At 47.4% G+C, this 21,647-nt stretch carries 18 protein-coding genes and 1 pseudogene; 6 read left to right on the top strand and 13 right to left on the bottom strand.

From position 1 onward, the window contains the following. Nucleotides 1-102 precede the first annotated feature (102 nt). A complete protein-coding gene (locus tag NSU00_RS05100) occupies nt 103-3,219 on the bottom strand; it encodes an MMPL family transporter (protein WP_340703509.1) in 3,117 nt (1,038 codons plus the stop codon). A 175-nt stretch (nt 3,220-3,394) separates the two neighbouring features. Between NSU00_RS05100 and NSU00_RS05095 the strand changes: the two genes are divergently transcribed. After that, nucleotides 3,395-3,862, top strand: a complete 468-nt coding sequence (locus tag NSU00_RS05095; RefSeq protein WP_029141710.1) for a YkyB family protein — start codon at nt 3,395-3,397, stop codon at nt 3,860-3,862. 130 nt (nt 3,863-3,992) lie between these two features. On the opposite strand, the gene NSU00_RS05090 is transcribed toward NSU00_RS05095, so the two are convergent. Next, on the bottom strand, nt 3,993-4,898 hold the full coding sequence (locus NSU00_RS05090; RefSeq protein ID WP_118498782.1) for a chemotaxis protein: 906 nt from the start codon (nt 4,896-4,898) through the stop codon (nt 3,993-3,995). A 236-nt stretch (nt 4,899-5,134) separates the two neighbouring features. Between NSU00_RS05090 and NSU00_RS05085 the strand changes: the two genes are divergently transcribed. Then, nucleotides 5,135-6,289: an aminotransferase A gene (locus NSU00_RS05085; protein ID WP_014095626.1), complete on the top strand. Its 1,155-nt coding sequence runs from the start codon at nt 5,135-5,137 to the stop codon at nt 6,287-6,289. A 200-nt stretch (nt 6,290-6,489) separates the two neighbouring features. Here the strand turns inward: NSU00_RS05085 and NSU00_RS05080 are convergent, their stop codons facing one another. The 6 genes from NSU00_RS05080 to NSU00_RS05055 form a co-directional block, all read right to left on the bottom strand. After that, a complete protein-coding gene (locus NSU00_RS05080; protein ID WP_029141708.1) occupies nt 6,490-7,353 on the bottom strand; it encodes an NAD(P)-dependent oxidoreductase in 864 nt (287 codons plus the stop codon). A gap of 135 nt (nt 7,354-7,488) precedes the next feature. Beyond that, entirely contained in the window at nt 7,489-8,274 is a 786-nt protein-coding gene (locus tag NSU00_RS05075; RefSeq protein ID WP_017552489.1) for an SDR family oxidoreductase, read from the bottom strand. A 388-nt stretch (nt 8,275-8,662) separates the two neighbouring features. Continuing rightward, complete coding sequence (locus NSU00_RS05070; protein WP_340703508.1) at nt 8,663-10,078, bottom strand: ISLre2-like element ISBco6 family transposase; 1,416 nt, start codon at nt 10,076-10,078, stop codon at nt 8,663-8,665. A gap of 363 nt (nt 10,079-10,441) precedes the next feature. Next, on the bottom strand, nt 10,442-12,163 hold the full coding sequence (ptsP, locus tag NSU00_RS05065; RefSeq protein ID WP_133537077.1) for a phosphoenolpyruvate--protein phosphotransferase: 1,722 nt from the start codon (nt 12,161-12,163) through the stop codon (nt 10,442-10,444). Next, the gene (locus tag NSU00_RS05060) at nt 12,163-12,429 is read right to left on the bottom strand and encodes a phosphocarrier protein HPr (protein WP_013858895.1); all 267 of its coding nucleotides are present in this window, start codon (nt 12,427-12,429) and stop codon (nt 12,163-12,165) included. The genes ptsP and NSU00_RS05060 overlap by 1 nt, the downstream gene beginning before the upstream one ends. A 400-nt stretch (nt 12,430-12,829) precedes the next feature. Beyond that, on the bottom strand, nt 12,830-13,024 hold the full coding sequence (locus NSU00_RS05055; RefSeq protein ID WP_026104705.1) for a hypothetical protein: 195 nt from the start codon (nt 13,022-13,024) through the stop codon (nt 12,830-12,832). 166 nt (nt 13,025-13,190) lie between these two features. Here NSU00_RS05055 and NSU00_RS05050 point away from each other — a divergent pair, with 166 nt between their 5' ends. Then, nucleotides 13,191-13,379: a YkvS family protein gene (locus NSU00_RS05050; protein WP_013858893.1), complete on the top strand. Its 189-nt coding sequence runs from the start codon at nt 13,191-13,193 to the stop codon at nt 13,377-13,379. 247 nt (nt 13,380-13,626) lie between these two features. Then, the gene (locus NSU00_RS05045) at nt 13,627-14,244 is read left to right on the top strand and encodes a CPBP family intramembrane glutamic endopeptidase (protein WP_029141705.1); all 618 of its coding nucleotides are present in this window, start codon (nt 13,627-13,629) and stop codon (nt 14,242-14,244) included. Nucleotides 14,245-14,337: 93 nt separating this feature from the next. Here NSU00_RS05045 and NSU00_RS05040 read toward each other — a convergent pair whose 3' ends face one another. Further along, nucleotides 14,338-15,372 (bottom strand): YkvI family membrane protein, encoded by a 1,035-nt coding sequence (locus NSU00_RS05040; RefSeq protein WP_017552483.1) that lies wholly within the window; start codon nt 15,370-15,372, stop codon nt 14,338-14,340. A 527-nt stretch (nt 15,373-15,899) separates the two neighbouring features. Between NSU00_RS05040 and NSU00_RS05035 the strand changes: the two genes are divergently transcribed. Continuing rightward, entirely contained in the window at nt 15,900-18,056 is a 2,157-nt protein-coding gene (locus NSU00_RS05035; RefSeq protein WP_029141703.1) for an ATP-dependent Clp protease ATP-binding subunit, read from the top strand. A 286-nt stretch (nt 18,057-18,342) separates the two neighbouring features. On the opposite strand, the gene NSU00_RS05030 is transcribed toward NSU00_RS05035, so the two are convergent. Further along, a complete protein-coding gene (locus NSU00_RS05030; protein WP_029141701.1) occupies nt 18,343-18,633 on the bottom strand; it encodes an aspartyl-phosphate phosphatase Spo0E family protein in 291 nt (96 codons plus the stop codon). 357 nt (nt 18,634-18,990) lie between these two features. Between NSU00_RS05030 and NSU00_RS05025 the strand changes: the two genes are divergently transcribed. Further along, a complete protein-coding gene (locus NSU00_RS05025; protein WP_340703507.1) occupies nt 18,991-19,413 on the top strand; it encodes a YkvA family protein in 423 nt (140 codons plus the stop codon). 37 nt (nt 19,414-19,450) lie between these two features. Here the strand turns inward: NSU00_RS05025 and NSU00_RS05020 are convergent, their stop codons facing one another. The 3 genes and pseudogenes from NSU00_RS05020 to NSU00_RS05010 form a co-directional block, all read right to left on the bottom strand. Beyond that, complete coding sequence (locus tag NSU00_RS05020; protein WP_029141700.1) at nt 19,451-19,921, bottom strand: methylated-DNA--[protein]-cysteine S-methyltransferase; 471 nt, start codon at nt 19,919-19,921, stop codon at nt 19,451-19,453. Continuing rightward, a pseudogene (locus tag NSU00_RS05015) lies at nt 19,863-20,231 on the bottom strand (ATP-binding protein); the annotation flags it as partial. The gene NSU00_RS05020 and the pseudogene NSU00_RS05015, both read right to left, overlap by 59 nt. 12 nt (nt 20,232-20,243) lie before the next feature. Beyond that, a complete protein-coding gene (locus tag NSU00_RS05010; RefSeq protein ID WP_340703506.1) occupies nt 20,244-21,377 on the bottom strand; it encodes a PAS domain S-box protein in 1,134 nt (377 codons plus the stop codon). Between the last annotated feature and the right edge of the window lie 270 nt (nt 21,378-21,647).

Genomic DNA, 21,647 nt, shown 5'->3' with positions numbered 1-21,647 from the left:
TTCCTTTCCGCCTGGCCGGCCATCCATTTGCCGGGTCCCGCAGCCGTTCGCTTGCCTTTCATGCGCTTCATTACCGGAAGTGATCCGCCCATCCGCCCCTTTTTACTCCTGATTTGCGATAAAGGGCCACCAATTTGCCTTGCCAAGCATTTTTACAAGCACCGGCACAAACAAAGGCAGCATGATCAAAGCATAAAACAGAAGACCAGTAAGTGTAAGGGTGGCAATTTGCAGCAACGATAAAACGCCGGACGGCATCATTGCCGCAAAAGTGCCGGAAAGAATGACTTCTGCGGAAAGAATAACGGTTCCCATCTTTTTCATCGCAAGCAAAATTGCTTCTTTTGCAGGCAAATGCTGGTATTCATTGAACCGTTCCATCAAAAAGATGGAGTAGTCGGTGCCAAGCGCGATTAAAATAACAAAACCGAAGAACGGCACCGCCCAGCTGATACCCGGGTAGCCAAGCAGATGGACAAAAATGGCCTCCGTCAAACCGGCGGATGCAAAATAGGTGATAAGAAGGGATGCCAGCAGATAGAGCGGCATGACGATTGACCGTAAGAAAATCATCAGCACGGCAGCCACCCCGATCAGCATAAAAGTGACAGTACGCGCGTAATCCGCTTTTGACATCTTACCCAAATCGCGATTGATGCTTGACACGCCGCCGATCCCGATATGGGCATTTTCCAATTTTGTCCCCTTTACAGCGTCTTTTAACGCCCGGTTGATATGGCCAATATCCGCCATTGCCCTGTTGGAATACGGGTTTTCAGTTAATATCAGATGAAAAGTCACCATTTTTCCGTCTTTCGAAATATAATGGCCCAGCGCTTTCTGATAATCCGCATTTGAAAGCAGGGCATCCGGAATATAAATGCCGGACTGTTCCATACTTGTTTCATCCGCCAAATCATTCAGATAAGAACCGGCATCGTACAACCCGGATTCGATTTTCCCGAGTCCTGCCGCGCTTTTATCAAGGCCGGCGGAAAGCTCATTCATATGGGTTCCGAACGTACTGAGGCCGGTTTTCAGCTGTGCCTGGCCGTCCGTGATCCCCTGAATCCCTTTTTGCAGCGCCGGGATTTTCCGGATCACTTCGTTCTGGCCTGCTGCAGTCTGGTTCAAACCGGTTTCAAGCTGATCAAGCCCGTTGATGATCGGCGTAAACCCGTCAGCAAAGCGGCCAAGCCCGGCGGAAATAGCTGAAAGTTTTGCGTCCACGCTTTCCAAAGTTGCTGTGACGGTGTCAATCTGGCGGTACAGGCTGGCAATTGTATCATTGCCATTGCCGGTGCCGAGCCCGAGCTCATTCATCGCCTGCTGCACTTTTTGGAATTGCGGGTCGTGCGCCGCTTCAGGATTGTCTTTTAAAAACGCCCGGTAAGCCGCTTGCAGGGAGCCGATCTGCTCCGGAACATCAGCTGGCAACTGGTCCGTTTGGCTGATAAACTGGCGGATGCCGGACTGGACGAGTTGGTATTTTTCATACAGCTGGTTAAAGCCGGACTGCAGTTCCCTTGCCTGCTGCTGGGCGTTTTTTACCCCGCTTTTCAGTTCGTCCGCGCCCGCGGAACCGTTCCGGATGCCTTCTTCAATCCGGCTTAGCGAGTTTGACAAATTCCCCATGCCGGCTGAGATTTTTTCGGAACCGGCCTCCAGCTCCCCGATCCCGTCGGTTGCTTCTTTAAACTTTGATTTGGCGTTTTCCAGAGAACCGGATGCCCCCGTTAATCCTGATTTGATTTTCTGAATGCCGTTATGGCTTTTTTCCAGCCCTTCGCCCAATGTTTTGGCTTGGTTTTTGACATAAATTTCTTTCATCACCGAACCGTCCGGCCTTGTCGCGCTTTGAACTTGTGCAACATGCGGGACTTTATCCAGATCCGCGCTGATTTTCTCGATTAAAGCGAGATAGTCTTTTGATTTGACAGACTCGTCATTTTCGAGGACGACTTCGACCGGTATCGCTTTCCCGGCGCCGAAACTGGCGGCAATGATGTTGAACGCTTTTACGGAATCGTAGTTGTCCCCGAGTTCATCAAGTGAATTGAAAGACAGCTTGCCGTTATAGCTGATCAATAGCGGAACCATGATCACCGCCACAATCGCAAGGGAAAGAAACGGCCTTGCCAGCGCAAAAAGGCCGGCCCGTTCCCAAATTTTGCTTTCATGTTGGGAAATGTCCCCGCGCACAGGCCAGAACAGCCCTTTCTTTAACACAGCCATAAAAAACGGCACAATTGAAAACAAGGCAAGCAGCAAAACGGCTACCCCGACCGCAACGGCGGAAGCGGATTGGTACAGTTTAGAACTGGCAAGCCCGATCGAGGCAAAACCGATCAGAACGGCAATACCGCTGAACAGCACCGTTTTCCCGGCCGAACGGTAAGTCGCAAGAATGGCCGCAACTGTTTCTTTGCCATCCGCCAGTTCTTCCTTAAAGCGGCTGAGCAGCAAAATACAATAATCCGTGCCAATCCCGAACAAAACGGCAACGAGAAAAATTTGCGTAAAATTTGAAACCGGAAAATCCAGCTTGTCGACGAGTATCGCAACGATAAACTGGCTGACAAGATAAGAAAGCCCAACCGTTAAAAGCGGAATGAGCGGCGCGACGATTGAACGGTACACCAGCACAAGGACGGCCAGGATGAATACAATCGTAATCGCTTCTGTTCTTTTCAAGCCCGCCTGCGAGCTGTCCGTGACATCCTCATTGATCAGCCTGTTGCCGGTCATCATCACCTCGACGCCCGGCGTTTTTACCGCTTTCTGCAAAGCCGCGCGCACTGTTTTAAAAGACTTTCCGCCCGGATCCACGCTGGCAATGGCCATCACCGTTTTTCCGTCTTTGGAGACAAGCTCACTTTTAAGGGCCGGCTCGTGAAAATGAGTTGTCAGCCCCATAATCGCATATTGTTTTTTATTTTTTTCCAGCCGTTCAAGCGTGCCCCGGATACGCCCCATCTCATGGCCGGATATTTTCACCCGGTCATGGAACACGATGATGACGCTTGTACCGTGGTTTTCTGTCTGCTGGTGCCGGCTTTTGATTTCAGCCGCCCGTTGCGAGGCATAGCCTTCCGGAACCTTAATCTGGCCTTTTTCCCTGAGTAATGGTTCCATTGCCGGCGCTTTCCATGCCAATAAAATGCTGATCATTGCCCATACTAAAACAACAATCCATTTCAACTGCACCAATCGCTTCATGAACTGGTTTCCTCCCAGACTTGTGATCGCATAACTCTTGAACCATTATAAAACAAACGGCTGCAGAAGTATGTAAAAAAATGGGCATTTTTATGTTGCTTTCTTTCCAAAATAAACGAAAAGTAGTATAATTGACTAAAAAGTAACATGATTAAAAACGAAAGGAGTTCTCTATTTGAATTCGCATAAACCTGCTCCATTACAACCTACAATCGAAAACCTCTCTTATGCTGTATTCACGGTCAATCGCCATGCGAAAACCGCAACCAACCCAAAATTTCTGTACCTGTTAAAGAAAAAAGCGCTCGAAAAAATGGTCCGGGAAGGGAAAGCGCTGAAAGTCGGGCTCCACTTTTCCGAGCATCCGAAGTACAGCCAGCAACAGTCTGATGTGCTTGTAAAGTGCGGTGATTATACGTTTCATATTCCGCCGTCAAAAGACGATTTTAAAAACCTCCCCCATCTCGGCTACCTGGACCATAAAACAAGGAACCCGAAATGCCGCATGCCTTTAAGCCAGGCAAAGCAACTGCTTGAACGGTATACCGGGCTCACGGAAAAACAGCAGCAACCGGGGCAGCCCCGCACCGGCAGGAAAAATTGCAAACCGGTTTTCAAAAAACTGGGCGACTCCTTTTTCTAAAGGATGGCCGCAGCAAGTGCAAGCCAAATAATGGAAAAGCCCCAAACCGGGTAAAGACCCCGCCCGGGATGAATAATGATACGCAACCATGCAGGAAAGCCCTCCGCGATTGGCCGGGGGCTTTTCTGCGTTACAGCACTTTTTCGTCCATCGCAAGGATCAGCTGGTTGATTTCAGGCTTGCTGATTTGGGCATCGGCGCCGACCATTTCCCCTTTATGCCTCAAGGCATCCGTGATCAGCGATGAGAAAATGATCACCGGCAGCACTTTTAAGGCAGGGTCTTCTTTTATTTTTTTCGTTAAATGGTGCCCGTCCATTTGCGGCATTTCAATATCCGTAATCACAAGCTGGACTTCATCCTTTATCTCTTTTCCGCTTTCTGCAATCCCGGATAAATATTCGTATGCATCTTTCCCGTTTTCAAAAAACGCAATTTGTTCATACCCGGCTTCAAGCAGCGTATCGCGGAGCAATTCCCTGAGCAGGCCGGAATCTTCCGCAATCACAATCCGTTTATTGTTCCGCTCCCGCTTTCCAAGCTTTTTGACTTCTTCCACCCGGATCGTTGCTTCCGGGTTGATTTCCGCAATCATTTTTTCAAAATCAAGCAGTAAAATCATCGTGTCTTCTTTCTTTACTACGCCGATCACCTGTGTATCGGTGCCTGCATACATCCCGGACGGTTTTTCAATTTGATCCCAGGAAAACCGGTGGATTTTTGAAACATTGTCCACATGAAAGACGATTTTTTGCTGGTTGAACTCCGTCACGATAAATTTGTCATCCTCGCCCGTTTCCGGCGGATGCCCAAGTACTTTGCGCAAATTGACAACCGGCAGTATTTCCCCGCGCAGCTGGATAATCCCTTCAATATTTGGATGGGCGTGCGGAATGGTGGTGACCGCAGCCGGCATGATAATTTCCTTCACTTTAATGACATTGATGCCGTAATGATTTTGTGCGACAGAAAATTCTACAATCTCAACTTCATTTGTGCCGCTTTCCAGTAAAATATCGTGCTCCAGACTCATCATTTTTTGCCCCCTCGTTCTAAAACGTATGAAAATCCGGCGCAGAGCATTTTTGCACTGCCCGGTTTTCAATATTTGCCCACATGAATTATATCGGCAGATGGACCGGAATTTTTCACCTGAAAAAGGGCAAACGGAAAAGATTGCTTTTTCACAAATGTTTAAGCGTGGTAAGATTAAGAAGAACAGGACATACATATTTGATGAAAAGCAATCCGTTAAAGGGGAGGAAACCGGTTTTGGAACATTTACTGAACCCGCATGTACAGGAGATTGAAATATCCGGCATCCGCAAGTTTTCAAACATGGTTGCCGGAATCGAAGACATGGTCTCATTTACAATCGGCCAGCCCGATTTTAAAACGCCGGAACATGTCAAGCAAGCAGGGATCCGTGCCATTGAAGAAAACAGGACAACCTATACCCACAATGCCGGCGACCTTGCTTTGCGCAAGGCTGCAGCACAATTTGTCAAAACGAAATACAACCTGTCTTATAAACCGGAAACGGAAGTCATAGTCACAATCGGCGCCAGCGAGGCGATCGATATTACGCTCAGAACCGTATTGACGCCCGGTTCCGAAGTTATCCTCCCCGGGCCTGTTTACCCGGGGTATGAACCAGCCATCCGCCTGTGCGGAGCCGTTCCGGTGCATGTAGACACAAGGGCAAACCGGTTTAAGCTAACCGCAGATCTCATCCGCCAGGCTATTACAGCCAACACGAAATGCATCATTTTGCCGTACCCTTCCAATCCGACTGGGGTGACGCTCGAAAAGGCGGAATTGCAGGAAATCGCAGACCTGATCCGCGGCCGTGATATTTTTATTCTTGCCGATGAAATTTACAGCGAGTTAACGTACAATCTGCAGCACGCCTCGATCGCTTCGTTTTTGCCGGAGCAGACCATTGTCATTAACGGCGTCTCAAAGTCCCACTCGATGACCGGCTGGCGGATCGGCTTCGTGTTTGCGCCGGAATGGCTCACAAAGCATGTTTTAAAAGTCCACCAGTATAATGTGTCGTGCGCGCCTTCCATTTCCCAGATGGCGGCGCTTGAAGCGCTGACAGCCGGCATCGATGACGCACACGCCATGAAAAAGGAATATGAAAAACGGAGAGACTATGTATGCAAGAGGCTGGATGAGATCGGCATCGGGTATGTGAAACCGGACGGGGCTTTTTACGTATTCGCGAAGGTGCCGGAAGCGTTGAAGCGGTCCTCTTTCGATTTTGCGGTCGATCTGGCAAAACAGCAAAAAGTCGCGGTTGTCCCAGGCAGCGCTTTTTCAAAGTACGGCGAAGGCTGGTTCCGGATGTCCTACGCATGCAGCATGGATCAGCTCGAAAAAGGGCTTGCGCGCATGGAAAAGTTTGTTGCAAACCTATCCTGAAACGATGCGCCGGCTGATTCTCATTTTTCCCGCTGGTGCCGCATTCAAGCGCAATGGGTATCATACTAAAAATGAAATATATTTTCATTCCTTTGCTGGCGCCGCGTTCGCCTAAGGAATAGAAGCCTGCGTTAAACCATACTGGCTTCCCGCCCGCATAAAACTAAAACAGCCCGCCGGCATATGCCGGCGGGCAAACTTTACTTGGACCAATATTTAATCAATGCTTGTGTGCCGCTGTTTTCTTCGCCTTTTGCGGCCAGTTCTTCATATAATTTTTTGCTGAGTGCAAGCCCCGGCAGGTCAAGCCCCATTTTTTCCGCTTCATGAAGGGCGATTTTCATATCTTTAATAAAATGCTTGATAAAAAAGCCCGGAGAATAATCGCCCGCAAGCATCCGCGGAACAAGATTGGACATTGACCAGCTTCCGGCTGCCCCGGCGCTGATGGATTTGAGCACTTTTTCCGGATCGAGCCCTGCTTTTTGCGCATACACAACCGACTCCGTCACGCCGATCATATTGGAGGCTATGGCAATCTGGTTGCACATTTTTGTATGCTGGCCGGATCCCGGGCCGCCCTGCAGCACGATATTTTCCCCGAGTACGTGAAAAACCGGTTTTACTTCTTCAAATACCGATTTGTCGCCGCCTGCCATAATCGTCAAATTGCCTTTTTGCGCCCCAATATCGCCGCCGGAAACCGGTGCATCGAGCGCCTTCACCTGTCTTGCTTTCGCCGCTTCATAAATCTTTTTGGCAAGGGTCGGCGTGGAAGTGGTCATATCGATCAGGATTGTTCCTTCTTTCGCCGCGCCAAGCAGTCCGTTTTCACCGAAATACACTTCTTCCACATCGTGCGGATAGCCGACCATCGTAATGACGATATCTGATTTTGCAGCCGTTTCCGCCGGCGTGCTGCACCATTCGGCTCCCGCTTTGAGAAGCGGCTCCGCCTTTTCTTTTGTACGGTTATAGACAAAAAGCGGATACCCTGCATTCCGCAAATTTTGCGCCATGTTCCGGCCCATTACGCCTAACCCGATAAATCCGATCTTTTTCATCCTAGCTCCCCTTTTTTCGCAAATAAACAAAAAAACCTGCATCACAGCAGGCCAAAAGCAAACATGGGGGTTCAAGGAAGAAAACAATCTTTCCTCTAATTTATACCCCGCATGCCCTGCTTTAAACCTGACAGATTAAATCGATTTGACTTTTCCGCCGTCGATCAGGAAGCTGCTTCCGGTAACGTAGGAATTGGCTTCTGAAGCCAGAAACGCAACAAACCTCCCGAATTCGTCCGGTTCGCCGTATCTGCCGAGCGGAATCGACTCCAGTTCCTTTGCCTGGACTTCTTCCATCGATTTTCCGGTTTTCTCCGCTGTCACTTTGTCAAGATGTACAATCCGGTCCGTTGCAATTCTGCCCGGGCCGACCGTATTCACAAGGATTTGGTACGGGGCAAATTCTTCCGCCAGCGTTTTCGAAAGTCCCACAATGCCCGTCCGGAACGTATTCGACAAAATCAGCCCCGGGATCGGCTCCTTAATGGATGAAGAGGCAATGTTGATAATCCGGCCGCCGTTTTTCTTTAAAAGCGGCAATGCTTCCCTGATGATGCGTATGTACGAAAGCAGATTCAGTTCGAATGATTTTTGCCAGTCTTCATCCGCCATATCTTCAAAACTTCCGGCCGGCGGTCCCCCTGCATTGTTGACCAGTATATCCAGCCTGCCGAATGTATCCCGTGCTTTTTGCACCATGGCGCGGATATCTTCCGGATGGGTAATGTCTGCCCGGATATACGCCACTTTCCCGGTGCCGCAAGCGGATAATTCTTCTTTTGCCGCCTGCAGTTTTTCTTCATTCCGGCTTGTAATGAGGACATCTGCGCCTTCCATTACAAGTTGTTTGGCCACCGCTTTCCCGAGCCCTTGGCTGGAAGCGGCAACAAGGGCGGCTTTGCCTTTCAACCCTAAATCCATTCAAAATCCCTCCCTGTATCTTTATGTTCACAAAAGCCTGTCTTCATTATAAACGATTTTTCCCCGTCCATGCACGATAAAGCTTCAAACCGTATGTGTCAAGTTTTTCTCGACAAGGTTTAAATATCGGGTATTCCAAGACACTCTTTTTGTACACTTTCGGCTACCGTGCTTTACTTGCTCGGTGTAATTTTCGGAAAAGATGTAATATTTCCGTATAAAGATGGATAACGGGGATGTTGAGGCGCGCGAAATTCACTCGCTTTCCGCGGGCGGCCGGCGAGCCTCCTCGCTCGTACCTCGCTGCGGGGTCTCTCCTGGCTCGCTTTTCCCGCAGGAGTCTCGTAAATTTCGCGCGCCTCAACGATCAGTCCCCACTGAGCCAAGCTTAAAACGAAAGCTCTAATATTTTGCTTAAATGTCCCATTGCCGATGAACTGCTTGAATGCAGGGCAACTGATCCGTGCTTTACGCCCACTGACGGGCGTACAGGCTGCTTGAGTAGTTGAGACATCCTGATTAATTGTTTCAAGTTCCGTTGCTTTCTCTCGCTTCTTGAACGGTGTTTCAGATAGACTTCTCTCAATGTCCCATTGAGTATGCCTTGTTTGATTTTCACCATGGCTTCTGCGCCAAGTTCACTCCAATGCATGCCCCTTTTTTTCATCCTGAAGGAGATATGCCTTTGATTCGATTCCATCGCTCCTAGGCCTCTCGCACCTTCCGGCACGTTTTTCACCCTGTCTCTCCAGTCAAAAATGCGGTCCCAGTTTTTCAAGATATACGAACGGAATTCCTTGATTTTCTTGAGAGCCTTTTTATCCGTCAAGGTGCTTTCGTGCGTATCCAAATATAACGTGAATTGGTCCAGGTCATGCGTTCTAATCGCTTTTCTAATTTGCTCCTTGATCTCGCTCTTTCCGCCCCCAAATGTCCTTATGATGGCTTGTGCAACGTGGTAGGTATCCAGCTGGTTGAGCACCGGAAATTCCGACTGTGAGAAAGCTGTTTGAAACCGTTCAGCTGTGTATCCCGCACCTCCATCACTGTTTGTAATGACATGCGTTTTTTCGAGGGAGTAGGTGTTGGCAGCTGTGGCTTGGACTTCATCCCAAAATGTCTGAATGTCTTCCGTCGTCATGATGACTGTGGGCTGACGCAGGGAGACCCTTTTACCATTGGTTTCCCATCCCTCATAGAGAATGGCGTGGTGGACTTCCATACTCTGTTTCTTTTTTAGTCCCCGAACGAATACACCATCTGCTTCAGAAAACAGGTAGTCTACCTTCTTCCCCTCAGGCAGGGAAACAGCTATTTCTAGCTCTTCTACAAGTGCCTTATCGGCTTCCGCCTGAGTTTTCCCTACGTGTTTTACCATGTTCCCTACAGTTGTGTGACTAAGACTCACTGCTGTCCACTCTTTTAAAATATCAGCTACTTCCCGATAGGTGTTCTCACTTGCCAACTCTGCCACCTTTAATTCCACTAACGGGCTGTATCGTTGGTGTGGTACCAGCCCTAACCATTCATCCAGAGGATAATGGGAATTTCCTCTCTTGTCATGCATTAATGAGCGTTTAAAGGTCACACTTCCAAATAGAAACTGAATGTTTCTGTTATCACTCCGGCAGTACACCCAGCCCTCCTCTAACTTCTCCTGTTTAATTGTTTTATCTAACTCTTCAAATATTTCCCCAACCCATTGTGTAAAAGCCTTCTGCATCAGAAGTTTAAGCTGTTCTTCAAATTCGATAAGACTCTTTGTATCCTTTAATAATCCAGCAATTATTGATATAATATCCATGGGAAGACCTCTCTCTCTAGATGTTCATCTTGAAGTGTACAATTAGATGATAGAGCGTCTTCCCATTTTTTTCCACTCATTTGCCCCTTCGAGTAAAATTTTACACATACCTTCAAACCGGGTTCCCCTTCATTTTCCCGCAAAAAAGAACATCCGGCGTTTTGATGTGCGGTCCGCCAAAGCCCAATTCAAAAAAAAGCCGAATGGCAAAAGCCACTCGGCAAAAATAGGGGGAAAAATGAGAAAGAAACGATATACATCCGGTATTGTGACAATACTGGATACCAATACTACCCTTAATGCTTGGGCTGGTTTATATATACCCGCTTCCTTCACACCTAAACCTGTTTTTGAAAAAATTTTTTATGCTTTTGAAAGAACTTTTTTCACGTGTTCCTTTACTTCTTCATTCGTTGTGAAGTTCAAAACGTCTTCTGCAAGTTTCTCCATATCCACCTTATTCAGGTTCCTGATTTGAGAACGGGCCCTTAAAATCGAAGAAGCGCTCATTGAAAATTCATCAAGGCCGAGGCCGAGCAGAATCGGAATGGCGAGTTCGTCTCCGGCCATTTCGCCGCACATGCCGGCCCATTTGCCTTCTTTGTGCGCCGCATCAATGACGCGTTTCACAAGGCGTAATATGGCCGGGTTATACGGCTGGTACAAATACGAAATATGTTCGTTCATACGGTCTGCAGCCATCGTGTACTGGATCAGATCGTTTGTGCCGACACTGAAGAAATCGACTTCTTTTGCAAACAAATCAGCCATTACGGCAGTGGAAGGAATTTCAACCATAATGCCGACTTCGATATGATCTGCAACCTGCACGCCTTCCTGGATAAGCTTTTCTTTTTCTTCCAAAAGAATCGCTTTTGCTTTTCGGAATTCATCCAGATTGGAAATCATCGGGAACATAATTTTCAGGTTGCCGTATGCGCTCGCGCGGAGCAACGCACGCAGCTGGGTGCGGAAAATATCCTGTCTGTCCAGGCACAAGCGAATCGCACGGAAGCCGAGGAACGGGTTCATTTCTTCCGGAAGCGGCAAGTACGGCAGTTTTTTGTCGCCGCCGATATCAAGCGTACGGACCACAACCGGCTTGCCTTTTAAGCCTTCAAGCACCGCTTTATAGGCTTCAAACTGCACTTCTTCTGACGGAAGCTCGTCCCTGCCCATATAGAGGAACTCTGTACGGTACAGGCCGACGCCTTCCCCGCCGTTCCGGATCACGCCGTCGAGATCGTTCGGGGTGCCGATATTGGCAACCAGTTCAACCGTATGGCCGTCTTTCGAAACGGATTTTTCATTGACCAGCTTCGCCCATTCGGCTTTTTGCCGTTCAAACTGTTCCTGCTTTTGTTTGTATTCATCGACAATTTCAGGTGTCGGATTGACATAGACATCGCCGCTGTTGCCGTCCACGATGACAAGGTCGCCATTTTGGATATCCTGGATCGCCGTTTTCGTCCCGACGACTGCCGGAATTTCCAAAGAACGCGCCATAATCGCAGAGTGGGACGTACGCCCACCGACATTTGTTGCAAACCCTTTTACATACTGGCGGTTCAACTGCGCCGTATCAGAAGGGGTCAAGTCTTCAGCAATGACAATGACTTCTTCCGAGATCATGCTCGGATTCGGAATTTCCACCTTCAGCAGATGGGCCAGAATCCGTTTTGTCACGTCGCGGATATCCGCCGCACGTTCGCGCATATATTCGTTATCCATTTGTTCGAACATGGTCACGAACATATCAGCAACTTCTTTCAATGCGTATTCCGCATTGACCTGGTCATCCCTGATTTTATCCTGGACCGGCATCAACAGTTCCGGATCTTCCAAAACGAGCAAATGCGCATCAAAGATCGCTGCTTTGTCCGCCCCCAGCGCCTTCATTGCATGCTCCCTGATCGCCTGCAGTTCAGACTTGGATTCAGACACAGCAGCATTAAAGCGTTTCACTTCATCTGAAACATTCTGGACAGGCCTTTTTTCAAAAGACAAATCCGGTTCTACCAGACGATATGCTTTTGCGATGGCAATCCCGTTGGATGCTGCTATACCTTTTAAAATGGTTGACATTATTCGCCCAGACCCTCTTTTTTCATTAATTCAGCCAGAGCGTTCAATGCATCTTGTGCATCGTTGCCTTCTGCAGAAATGGTAATATCGGCGCCTTTGCCGATTCCAAGGGACATAACCCCCATGATCGATTTCAGGTTCACTTTCTTATCCTTATACTGCAATTGGATATCTGAATCGAATTTGCTTGCCGTTTGTACGAGCAATGTAGCAGGACGTGCGTGGATTCCTGTATCTGCTGTTACTTTAAATTGTTTTTCAGCCATGGGTAGAACGACTCCTTTTCTATAATATAATATAGTTCTAAAAATAATGCACTGTACATTTTTCGTCAATATTATCAACCATCTTCATACAAATGACAAATTTTGCAAACGGGGGGGTTGAAAAAAGCCGCAGCGATGCCGGGACTCCTGCAAACACCGTTCATCCCCGGCTATTCAGCAGGCTGCTCCCTCAAAGTCTGCGCGGCCCATCCGTGCCAAAAACATGCCTCGCCCGAAACCGGGAACACGCATGTCCCCGGCCGGAGCAAAAAATGACAAATTTTGCACAGTGCGGGAAAAACAAAATCCCCGTAATAGAATAACATGCCTTTCCAAATAAAACAATCATTAGAGTTGACTTCATTTTGCTTAAAAATGCACAAAATTATGCATGCCCCGGTCAGATTTCCGGCTCATCCAAATAAATATAGCGGACATGACCGCCGCGCAGTGCAATGCCCCTAAAATGCTTAAAGTCTTCCTCGGCAACAAGCACTTTCCAGAAGTCCATAAAATCTTCACGGCTGACGAATAATTCTTCGATTTCCCTGTTGCGAAGCCGGTTGATTTCCTGTCTGAATTCTTCTTCCGACATACGACCACCCCACCCAGTATTGTACCACATTCTTCCTGCCGCCTTCTTGTTTGCTTCCGGGATTTTTTTAAAGAGGCCCGATTTGTATTTTTCCGTTCTTTTCGCCTTGAACTTTTCAGAAAAATAGTGCAAACTGGTTACAATACTTTCTTACGGGGGGACCGCAATGAAAAAAGCACAAATTGGTGACATCATTGAATTTAAAGACGGGCTTCAAGGGATTGTCGAAAAGGTGAACGAGAACTCGGTCATCGTGGATTTAACCTATATGGAAAACTATCAGGAACTGGAACTTGATGAAAAAACAGTGGTAAACCATAAAAATTATCAGGTTATCCATTCGGCTTTGCGTTAATTTAAACGCTTACCGCGCAGTAAAAAAACCGGCACATGCCGGTTTTTTTACTTCCATTTCCATGATTGTGAATTTTTTAACATTATTTTCCCGGATACCTTTTTCCCCGTTTCTCTGCTAAAATATTCAATGTATTTTTGTTTGGCCCAATGCCGCGAAGGCCGGACTGCGGGGCCGGATCTCTTTTTTGGCCCTTCCCGGCTTTTTGGCCGGCGGTTTTCGAACTTAAGAAAGGAGCGCATTGGCGGTGGCAAAAAACATGGTGGATACAAAGCTTCTCGGAAGTATCTTGATCGCCCACCTTCTGCTATATATTACGTTCCGGGATATCTCTGTTTTTTGGTATTTATATTCCGGAGCGATGCTGTTTTTGATCAGTTACACGGTTTTCCTTGGAAAATCAGAAAAACACGAAAAGCTTCCGTACCTTCAATTGCTGCTGTATGGCATCTTTTCGGGTTTTCTTCTCTATATTATTTTCAGAATTGGCAATACGGTTCTCGGTTTTTTGCCGGGCGGGCTTGACAACGAAGTCGCCCGCGCATACAGGCGCTTTTCGCCCGAAACTTTCTGGCATTACTTAGCACTTGTCCTGATCCTCATTCCCGGGGAAGAAATTTTTTGGCGTTCGTTTGTTCAGACCCGGCTCATGAAAAGAATGGAAGCAAAATATGCCATTTTGATTTCCGCCGTATTGAACGCATCCGTTTATTTTTACTGCGGATTAAAAATCATGGTCATTGCCGCTTTTGCCGGTTCGATTTTCTGGGGGCTGCTGTATGCAAAGAAACGGAGCCTGCCCGCGCAAATTTTGTCGCATCTTACCTTTGATTTGCTGCTTGTCGTCTTCCTGCCGATTTTTTAAGCAGGGGACGGCTTTTTTTCTGCATTTCTCCGCCATAAATAGTTGTTGCGCTGCACAACAACCGCGCAAAGCTGTTTTTATGGCGTTCACCTGTCACCCCCGGATCGTCTTTATCCCGAGCGCCATCATAAAAACAAGGCTGAAATAACCGAACAACGGATATAAAACCGAGAGCAGCGGGCCGTAATGCAAGCTGCTGATCAGCAGAATGGCGGAAAAAATCAACCCGTACAGCAAACCGCTTTTCATCGGCATATATTTTTGCATTTGCCGCTCAAGCCCGTAGGCATCCCCGATAATAGAAGTGAAAATTTCCCCGAAAATCAGCAGAACATAAATAAAGTAAATGCCCGGAAAACTCGCTTTCACAATATGCGCCATCGGAATCTCCACTTTGGCAACGTCTGGCAGCGTAACCAGTGACAAATGGCTGGAAATCAGGATGAGCGTTAAAAACAGCCCACCCAGTATCCCGCCTGCACGGACGACTTCCTTATCTTTCACTTCCGCCGCAACCGGGACAAGCACCGCCTGCGCGAGCGCCAAATTCAAAGCCGCATAGGAAAGGGCACGGAGAAGGGCACGGGGCATATCAACACTTTCCGGCCGGGCCATAAGCGCCTGAATAAATCCGGGTGACTGGACGGACTGCGACAAAAGGAGAAAATTAAACAAAAGCATCAAAGGCACGACAAACGTGTTGACGCCAAGCAGCCCCTTGATGCCAAAGCACATGACAAAAAAGGCGAGCAGCACCGTCAATAAAATCCCTGTCCCCCTGCCAACACGGAGCTGTTCCTCGAAAACAGCACCCGCACCGGACAGCATGACGCCACAGACCCCGAATAGCATGGCCATCATCATCACATTCACGAAACCGGCCGCTTTTTTGCCAAATAAATACCGGTTTAAGGTTTCATAGGAATCCGCATGTAAATCGATCGCTTTTTCCATCATTTTTGTGCCAAAGAAAATAAATAAAAACCCTGAAAGGCAGATGGCAAGCAATCCATACAGCCCAAACTGTGTAAAAAAAACGGTAATTTCTTTCCCTGTTGCAAACCCTGCCCCGATCACCGTTCCAATATATACGGCTGCGATTTGGACAGCAAAGCCCCACTTATTCAACGCCTGCACCCCTTTAAGAAAAAATAAGACAACCTACCGTCTCCGTTACTATCCTATGTTCCGCTTTCTTAAAATAGCCCGACCGGTTCATTTCCGCCGCTAAAAAATTGGTCAAAAAAAGTCAAAAAAACCCTTTACAAACAAAAAAAGTTGTCATATACTATAGGCAAAGGTCAAAGTTAGTCAATTATAAGATGGTGCCATTGGCCGATAGCGCAAATGACAAATGCAGATCTTTTGATTTTCGGGCCGCGCAGTTGTATCATGATATTAGAAAGGTCAAAAATAGTCAAAAGGTGACTCGCAGATGCCGTTTCCTATTTTCAGCACAAGACAAATGACTTTGCCTTTCTACTGTAATGGCCAAAATGCATCAAAGGGGTGCATGCAAAAGATTTGCATCTTGTGAAATTTTGAGCTATACTGATTTCCAATTAAGGTCAAAGCAAATCAAAGCGCTTTGATTGTTTTTCAATCTCATTAGTCAAAGATAGTCAAAATCAAACCGATCAAAGGAGGAATGTTTGATGTTATGTGACAAATGCCATCAAAACGAAGCGACGATCGGGATGCATATAAATGTGAACGGAAACCAAAAAACATTGAATCTGTGCCAGTCCTGCTACCAAAAAGAACGGGCAAAATTCGAAAACAACTGGGGAGGCATGTTTATGAATAACGGATTTGGAAACTTCGGATTCGGAGGATTCAACGACCTCTTTAACCAAATGAATGCCAACGGGTTCCAGCCAAACGGCGTGAAACAAACCGTACAAACGCAAACACAAGGCGGCGGCAGCGGACTACTTGACCAGTTTGGCCGCAACCTGACCGCTGCTGCACGGGCCGGGCAAATTGACCCTGTCATCGGCCGTGATGAAGAAATCGCCCGCGTCATTGAAATCTTAAACCGGCGCAATAAAAACAACCCGGTGTTAATCGGCGAACCGGGCGTCGGGAAAACCGCCATTGCAGAAGGGCTCGCTTTAAAAATTGCCGAAAAACAGGTTCCGGCAAAACTGCGGCATAAAGAAGTTTACTTGCTCGATGTGGCTTCGCTTGTCGCAAACACGGGAATCCGCGGCCAATTTGAAGAACGGATGAAAAAATTGATTGCCGAACTGGAACAACGGAAAAACGTGCTTCTGTTTATTGACGAAATTCACCTGCTTGTCGGCGCAGGTTCTGCAGAAGGTTCGATGGACGCAGGCAATATTTTGAAACCGGCGCTTGCCCGCGGCGAAATCCAGGTTATCGGCGCGACCACTTTGAAAGAATACCGGCAAATTGAAAAAGATGCCGCACTTGAACGGCGTTTCCAACCGGTACAGGTCAATGAACCAAGCCCCGAAGAAACCGTCATGATTTTGCGCGGCTTAAAAGACCGGTATGAAAACTACCACCACGTTTCCTATACCGATGAAGCGATTGAAGCTTGTGCGAAGTTGTCGCACCGCTACATCCAAGACCGCTTCCTGCCGGATAAGGCGATCGACCTGATGGATGAAGCCGGTTCGAAATTGAACCTGACGATTGCGGTTCCGAGCAAAGAAGATATTCAAAAACGGCTTGCTGAAATTGCGCAGGAAAAACAAGCTGCGCTTGCAACGGAAAACTATGAAAAGGCAGCCGAACTGAAAAAAGAAGAACAAAAACTGAACGAGCTGGCTGCTTCCGGACAAACCGAAGCCAAACCGGTTGTCGATGTCACGCAAATTCAGGAAATCGTCGAAAAGAAAACGGGTATTCCGGTCGGCAAACTCGAAGCGGATGAAGCGAAAAAACTGCAGCATCTGGAAGAAAACCTCGCTAAAAAAGTGATCGGCCAGGATGAAGCGGTCCGGAAAGTGGCAAAAGCAATCCGCCGTTCGCGTGCCGGCCTGAAAGCGAAAAGCCGCCCGATCGGTTCGTTCCTGTTCGTCGGCCCGACCGGCGTCGGAAAAACGGAACTGACAAAACGGCTCGCGGAAGAACTGTTCGGCACGAAAGATGCGATGATCCGGCTTGACATGAGCGAATATATGGAAAAACACAGCGTCTCGAAACTGATCGGGGCACCTGCCGGCTATGTCGGTTATGAAGATGCCGGCCAACTGACGGAAAAAGTGCGCCGCAACCCGTACAGCATTATTTTGCTCGACGAAATTGAAAAAGCGCACCCGGATGTTTTGAATATGTTTCTGCAAATTCTTGATGACGGGCGCTTAACCGATGCCCAAGGGCGGACGGTCAGCTTCAAAGATACCGTCATCATTATGACGAGCAACGCCGGCACCCAATTTAAGCATAAAACAGTCGGGTTCGCTAAAAGTGAAGCGATCAAAGAATCGAATATTCTCGATTCACTCGGCGACTTCTTCAAACCGGAGTTTCTGAACCGTTTCGACAGCATTATCGAATTTAAACCACTTGAAAAAGAACATTTGGTTAAAATTGTTGACCTGATGCTCGGCGAACTGAATGAAACGCTGAACGAACAAGCGATTACGCTTGACGTGACAGCAGAAGCGAAAGAAAAAATCGCCGAACTCGGTTATGACCCGGCATTTGGGGCCCGCCCGATCCGCCGCGTTATCCAGGAAAAAATTGAAGACCGGATTGCCGACTTTATCCTCGACCATCCGGAAAGCAAAAACTTAAAAGCGGAAGTCCGCGAAGGTGACATTGCCATCGCGGAAAAATAAAGCAAAAACCGGCATGCGGACATAGCCCATGCCGGTTTTTGCATTCCGGCAGATGGACAGCACGGGCCATCTGCCGGGTTTTTTATGTTTGTAAAAAGATCGAACGCAGTCCAAACCCGGCTGTTGTAAATCAATCAGAAGAAAGCCGGGTTTTATTACCCGGCCAAAACCAGTCCAAACAAAAAGGCGGGCGGGAAACATATTCATCCGGAATATTGATCAGGATTCATCCGCACTCAAAGGAGAAAAACCAAGATGCAAAGGTTGGAAGCAGTTCCCCTGTTTGTTAAACAAGCTGCATGGCTTTATACGTTTTTCTCGCTTCAGCCAGATTGAGCCGCTGCACTTTTTCATACAATATGAATGACATTTCCCGGATAATCACCATTTCGGATGACCGGGCGTTGTGCTGCTTTCGATAGGCTTCATACTCATTCATGAGCGAATCCAGCTGCTGGCTGCACCGGACCGTTTTCTCATGCGTCAGGCCCAGTTTTTTCCCAAGCTCTATCATTTCCTGACGTTTTTTCTGAATTCTGTAAAGATACTTGTTCTCATCTAACATGTGCGTGTCCACTTTCAAATTCTCCTTTAGTTCTCTTTTTCTATTGAATGATTGTTATCCCCCGATTATGCTTCAAAAAATGTGAGGTGTTACACATGAAAAATGGCGGACTATTCTGCCGGTTTTCCGCATGATGGCATCGTGGCAAAAGTTCTCTGCAAGCCGGAAAGGCGCAAAAGCCCTGCCCCCACCCTGCTTATTTTACCATTACTAAAGTAGTATCGCAGGTCTTGACAGAAATGTAAATATAATCGCAATATTAGACAAAATTTTCGCCAAAAATTTTCACATCTCCCGAAAAAACCACCCGTTTTTCACCGCTCCATGTTTTTTTTGGTCACGCAGTGGAAAAATAAAAGAGAAAAAGACATGAAAGAAGTGAAGCAGATGGCAAAAAATTTTCTGCTGGCCAAAGCAGCCAGATGGTTATTTCGTTCAAAAGCAAAACAGTATTTAAACGACCGGAAAAAAACCGGCGATCTGGTTAACCGCGCGGAGAAAAAAGCACTCTCCAACAAAATCACGCTTGCCAATATGTGGAGTAAAATCCGCGTCCTTTTCCAGCTTGTCAGGGCATGGGCAAAAGGCGAATACCGCACCGTTCCGTACCGGACGATTCTCATGATTGTAATCGGCCTTATTTATTTCGTATCTCCCATTGACATCATCCCTGATTTTCTTGCCGGCGCAGGCCTTGTTGACGACACCGCCGTGCTTGCTTTTCTCCTGACGCAAGTGACCCCGGATTTGGAAAAATTTTTACAATGGAAAAACAAAAGAGATAAAAGTTGAACCTTGGTCCGAGCGGGATTTCAAAACTTTGCCCCTTTTAGATCATCGTCCCTTCAAGATGGAGCAGGAATGCCTTTTGATCGATCCGGCTCCCGGCATAGCCTGTTAACGACTTGTCTTTTCCGATCACGCGGTGGCAGGGGATCAGGATCGGAACAGGGTTTTTCCGGTTCGCCTGCCCGACGGCCCGCACGGCTTTCGGGTTCCCGACAGCCTCAGCGATGTCTTTATACGAGCACGTTTCTCCATACGGAATTTTTTTGAGCGCTTCCCAAACCACCATTTGAAAGGGAGTGCCGGAGACAGAAACCGGCACATCAAAACGGGTTCTTTTCTTTGCAAAATACGCTTCCAGTTCACTGGCTGCGCGCAAAAGCAGCGGGTGGCGGGGTTCCGGCATACCCTCTTCATCTGTTTTGCCGAAAGAAACGGCCGTAATGCCTTTTTCATCAGCCCTTACTGTTAAAGGTCCGATTGGGCTTTCCAGCCAAATAAAAGCCATTTTCATCACCTGCTTCCTGCTGCACGGGAAGAAAGATATGAAAAGTTGTGCCTTCCCGTACTTTGCTTTGGACTTGAATGAAGCCTTTATGCTCCTTTATGATTTTATAACTGATCATCAAACCAAGTCCGGTTCCTCTTTCTTTTGTCGTATAGAACGGCTCGCCCAGCTTTTCAATTTTATCGTCCGGGATGCCTTCCCCTTCATCGCGAATGCTTGTATGGACCAGCCCTCTTTCCTTTTCGTAACAAATCTTGATATCTATTTTTCCTCCGTCCGGCATGACTTCTATTGCATTTTTAATGATATTGATAAAGACCTGCTTAAGCTAGTTGCCTTCGCAATAAACATCCGGAAGCCCATCGTCAAAGCGGCAGGAAATCTGGATATTGTGCATCAGCGCTTGCGCATTCAGCAAACCAATCGTATCGCGCATGATTTTCCGGATATCATGATTTTGGAACTGGATTGCCTGCGGCTTTGCCAGCACCAGAAAGTCGGTAATAATTGTTTCAATCCGCGCCAGTTCCGATGTAATCACGTTAAAATATAATGAATGCTCTTCCTCTTTCATGCTGTTTTGCAGCAGCTGGATAAAACCTTTCAAAGCTGTCATCGGATTGCGGATTTCGTGGGCAATGCCGGCCGCGAGCTCCCCGACAATATTCAGGGTATCCGATTTGCGGAGCTGCTCCTGCATCGCCCTTCTTTCGGTAATATCCCGGATGACCGTTAAATTCATATTCGATGTCAGGTTCCCTTTTGACGTGATCTCATAATATTTCGTTTCATTGGCTTTTGAAACATTAAACAAATAATCTGCCGTCCCGTTCTCTTTCAACTGAAAAAGATGGCGGAGAAAATCTTTTTGCACTTTTTCGTCATTGGTAAGCAATAAATTTTGGATTTTCTTCCCGATCGCATCTTCCCGGCTGCAGTCGAAATCGTTCGCGGCTGCAGGGTTAATATCGACAATTTTCAAATCCCAGTTCCATAAGACCATCCCGTCGATCGATCCTTCGAACACTTTCCGGAGCCGTTCCTCGCTGTCCCGCAGCGTCTGTTCCATCTTGTAACGGCTGCTGACATTGCGGAAAATGGTCACATGGTAATTTTCTGCGCTGATATACCGGGATGTAAACTCGAGATGCTTCAGCTGCCCGTTCGGCATTTTAAAGAGCAATTCTTCGCGGGCTGCCGGGATGTGGTCCAGCCTGTCGAACTCCCGGCAATTCCCGCCGTTTTCGACATAAACAAAATCGCTCAGCTTTTTCCCGATAAACTCCTCCATCGTGCACTCGAAAATTTTTAAAGCGGCTTCGTTTGCCAACAGGATCCGGCCGTTTTGATCCCAAAATACAATCGCATCCATTGCTTCCAAAAAAAGGGTCCTGCAAAGCTGTGCATGATCTCTTAACACAAGTCCCCTTTTCTTTTGGCTCATAAACCGATCTGTTCCCAAATTTGTTCTCCCCTTCTCCATAAGAAGCATGCCCCTGGATTCATTATCATTTCAGTTTTCAGCAAATGCCCAGAAAAGGTCTGCTGCATAAGGGTTTCCGGCTGCTATTTAAGAACATATTCTTTTTGAGAAGATATGTCAAATGAAATTGCAAGATGGATGATATGGTGGTAATTCGTGATCAAACGGGGGAATTTCTCCTGCCATTTCCGCAAAAAAGGATGGCGGCCGCCATCCTCATTCTTTATTTTTTTTTGCATTTTTTCTTTT

It is taken from the genome of Weizmannia sp. FSL W8-0401 (assembly GCF_038009125.1).
Taxonomy (GTDB): Bacteria; Bacillota; Bacilli; order Bacillales; family Bacillaceae_C; genus Weizmannia; species Weizmannia coagulans.
The sequence above is the reverse complement of the archived record's forward strand: the minus strand, read 5'-3'. Positions and strand labels throughout refer to the sequence as shown.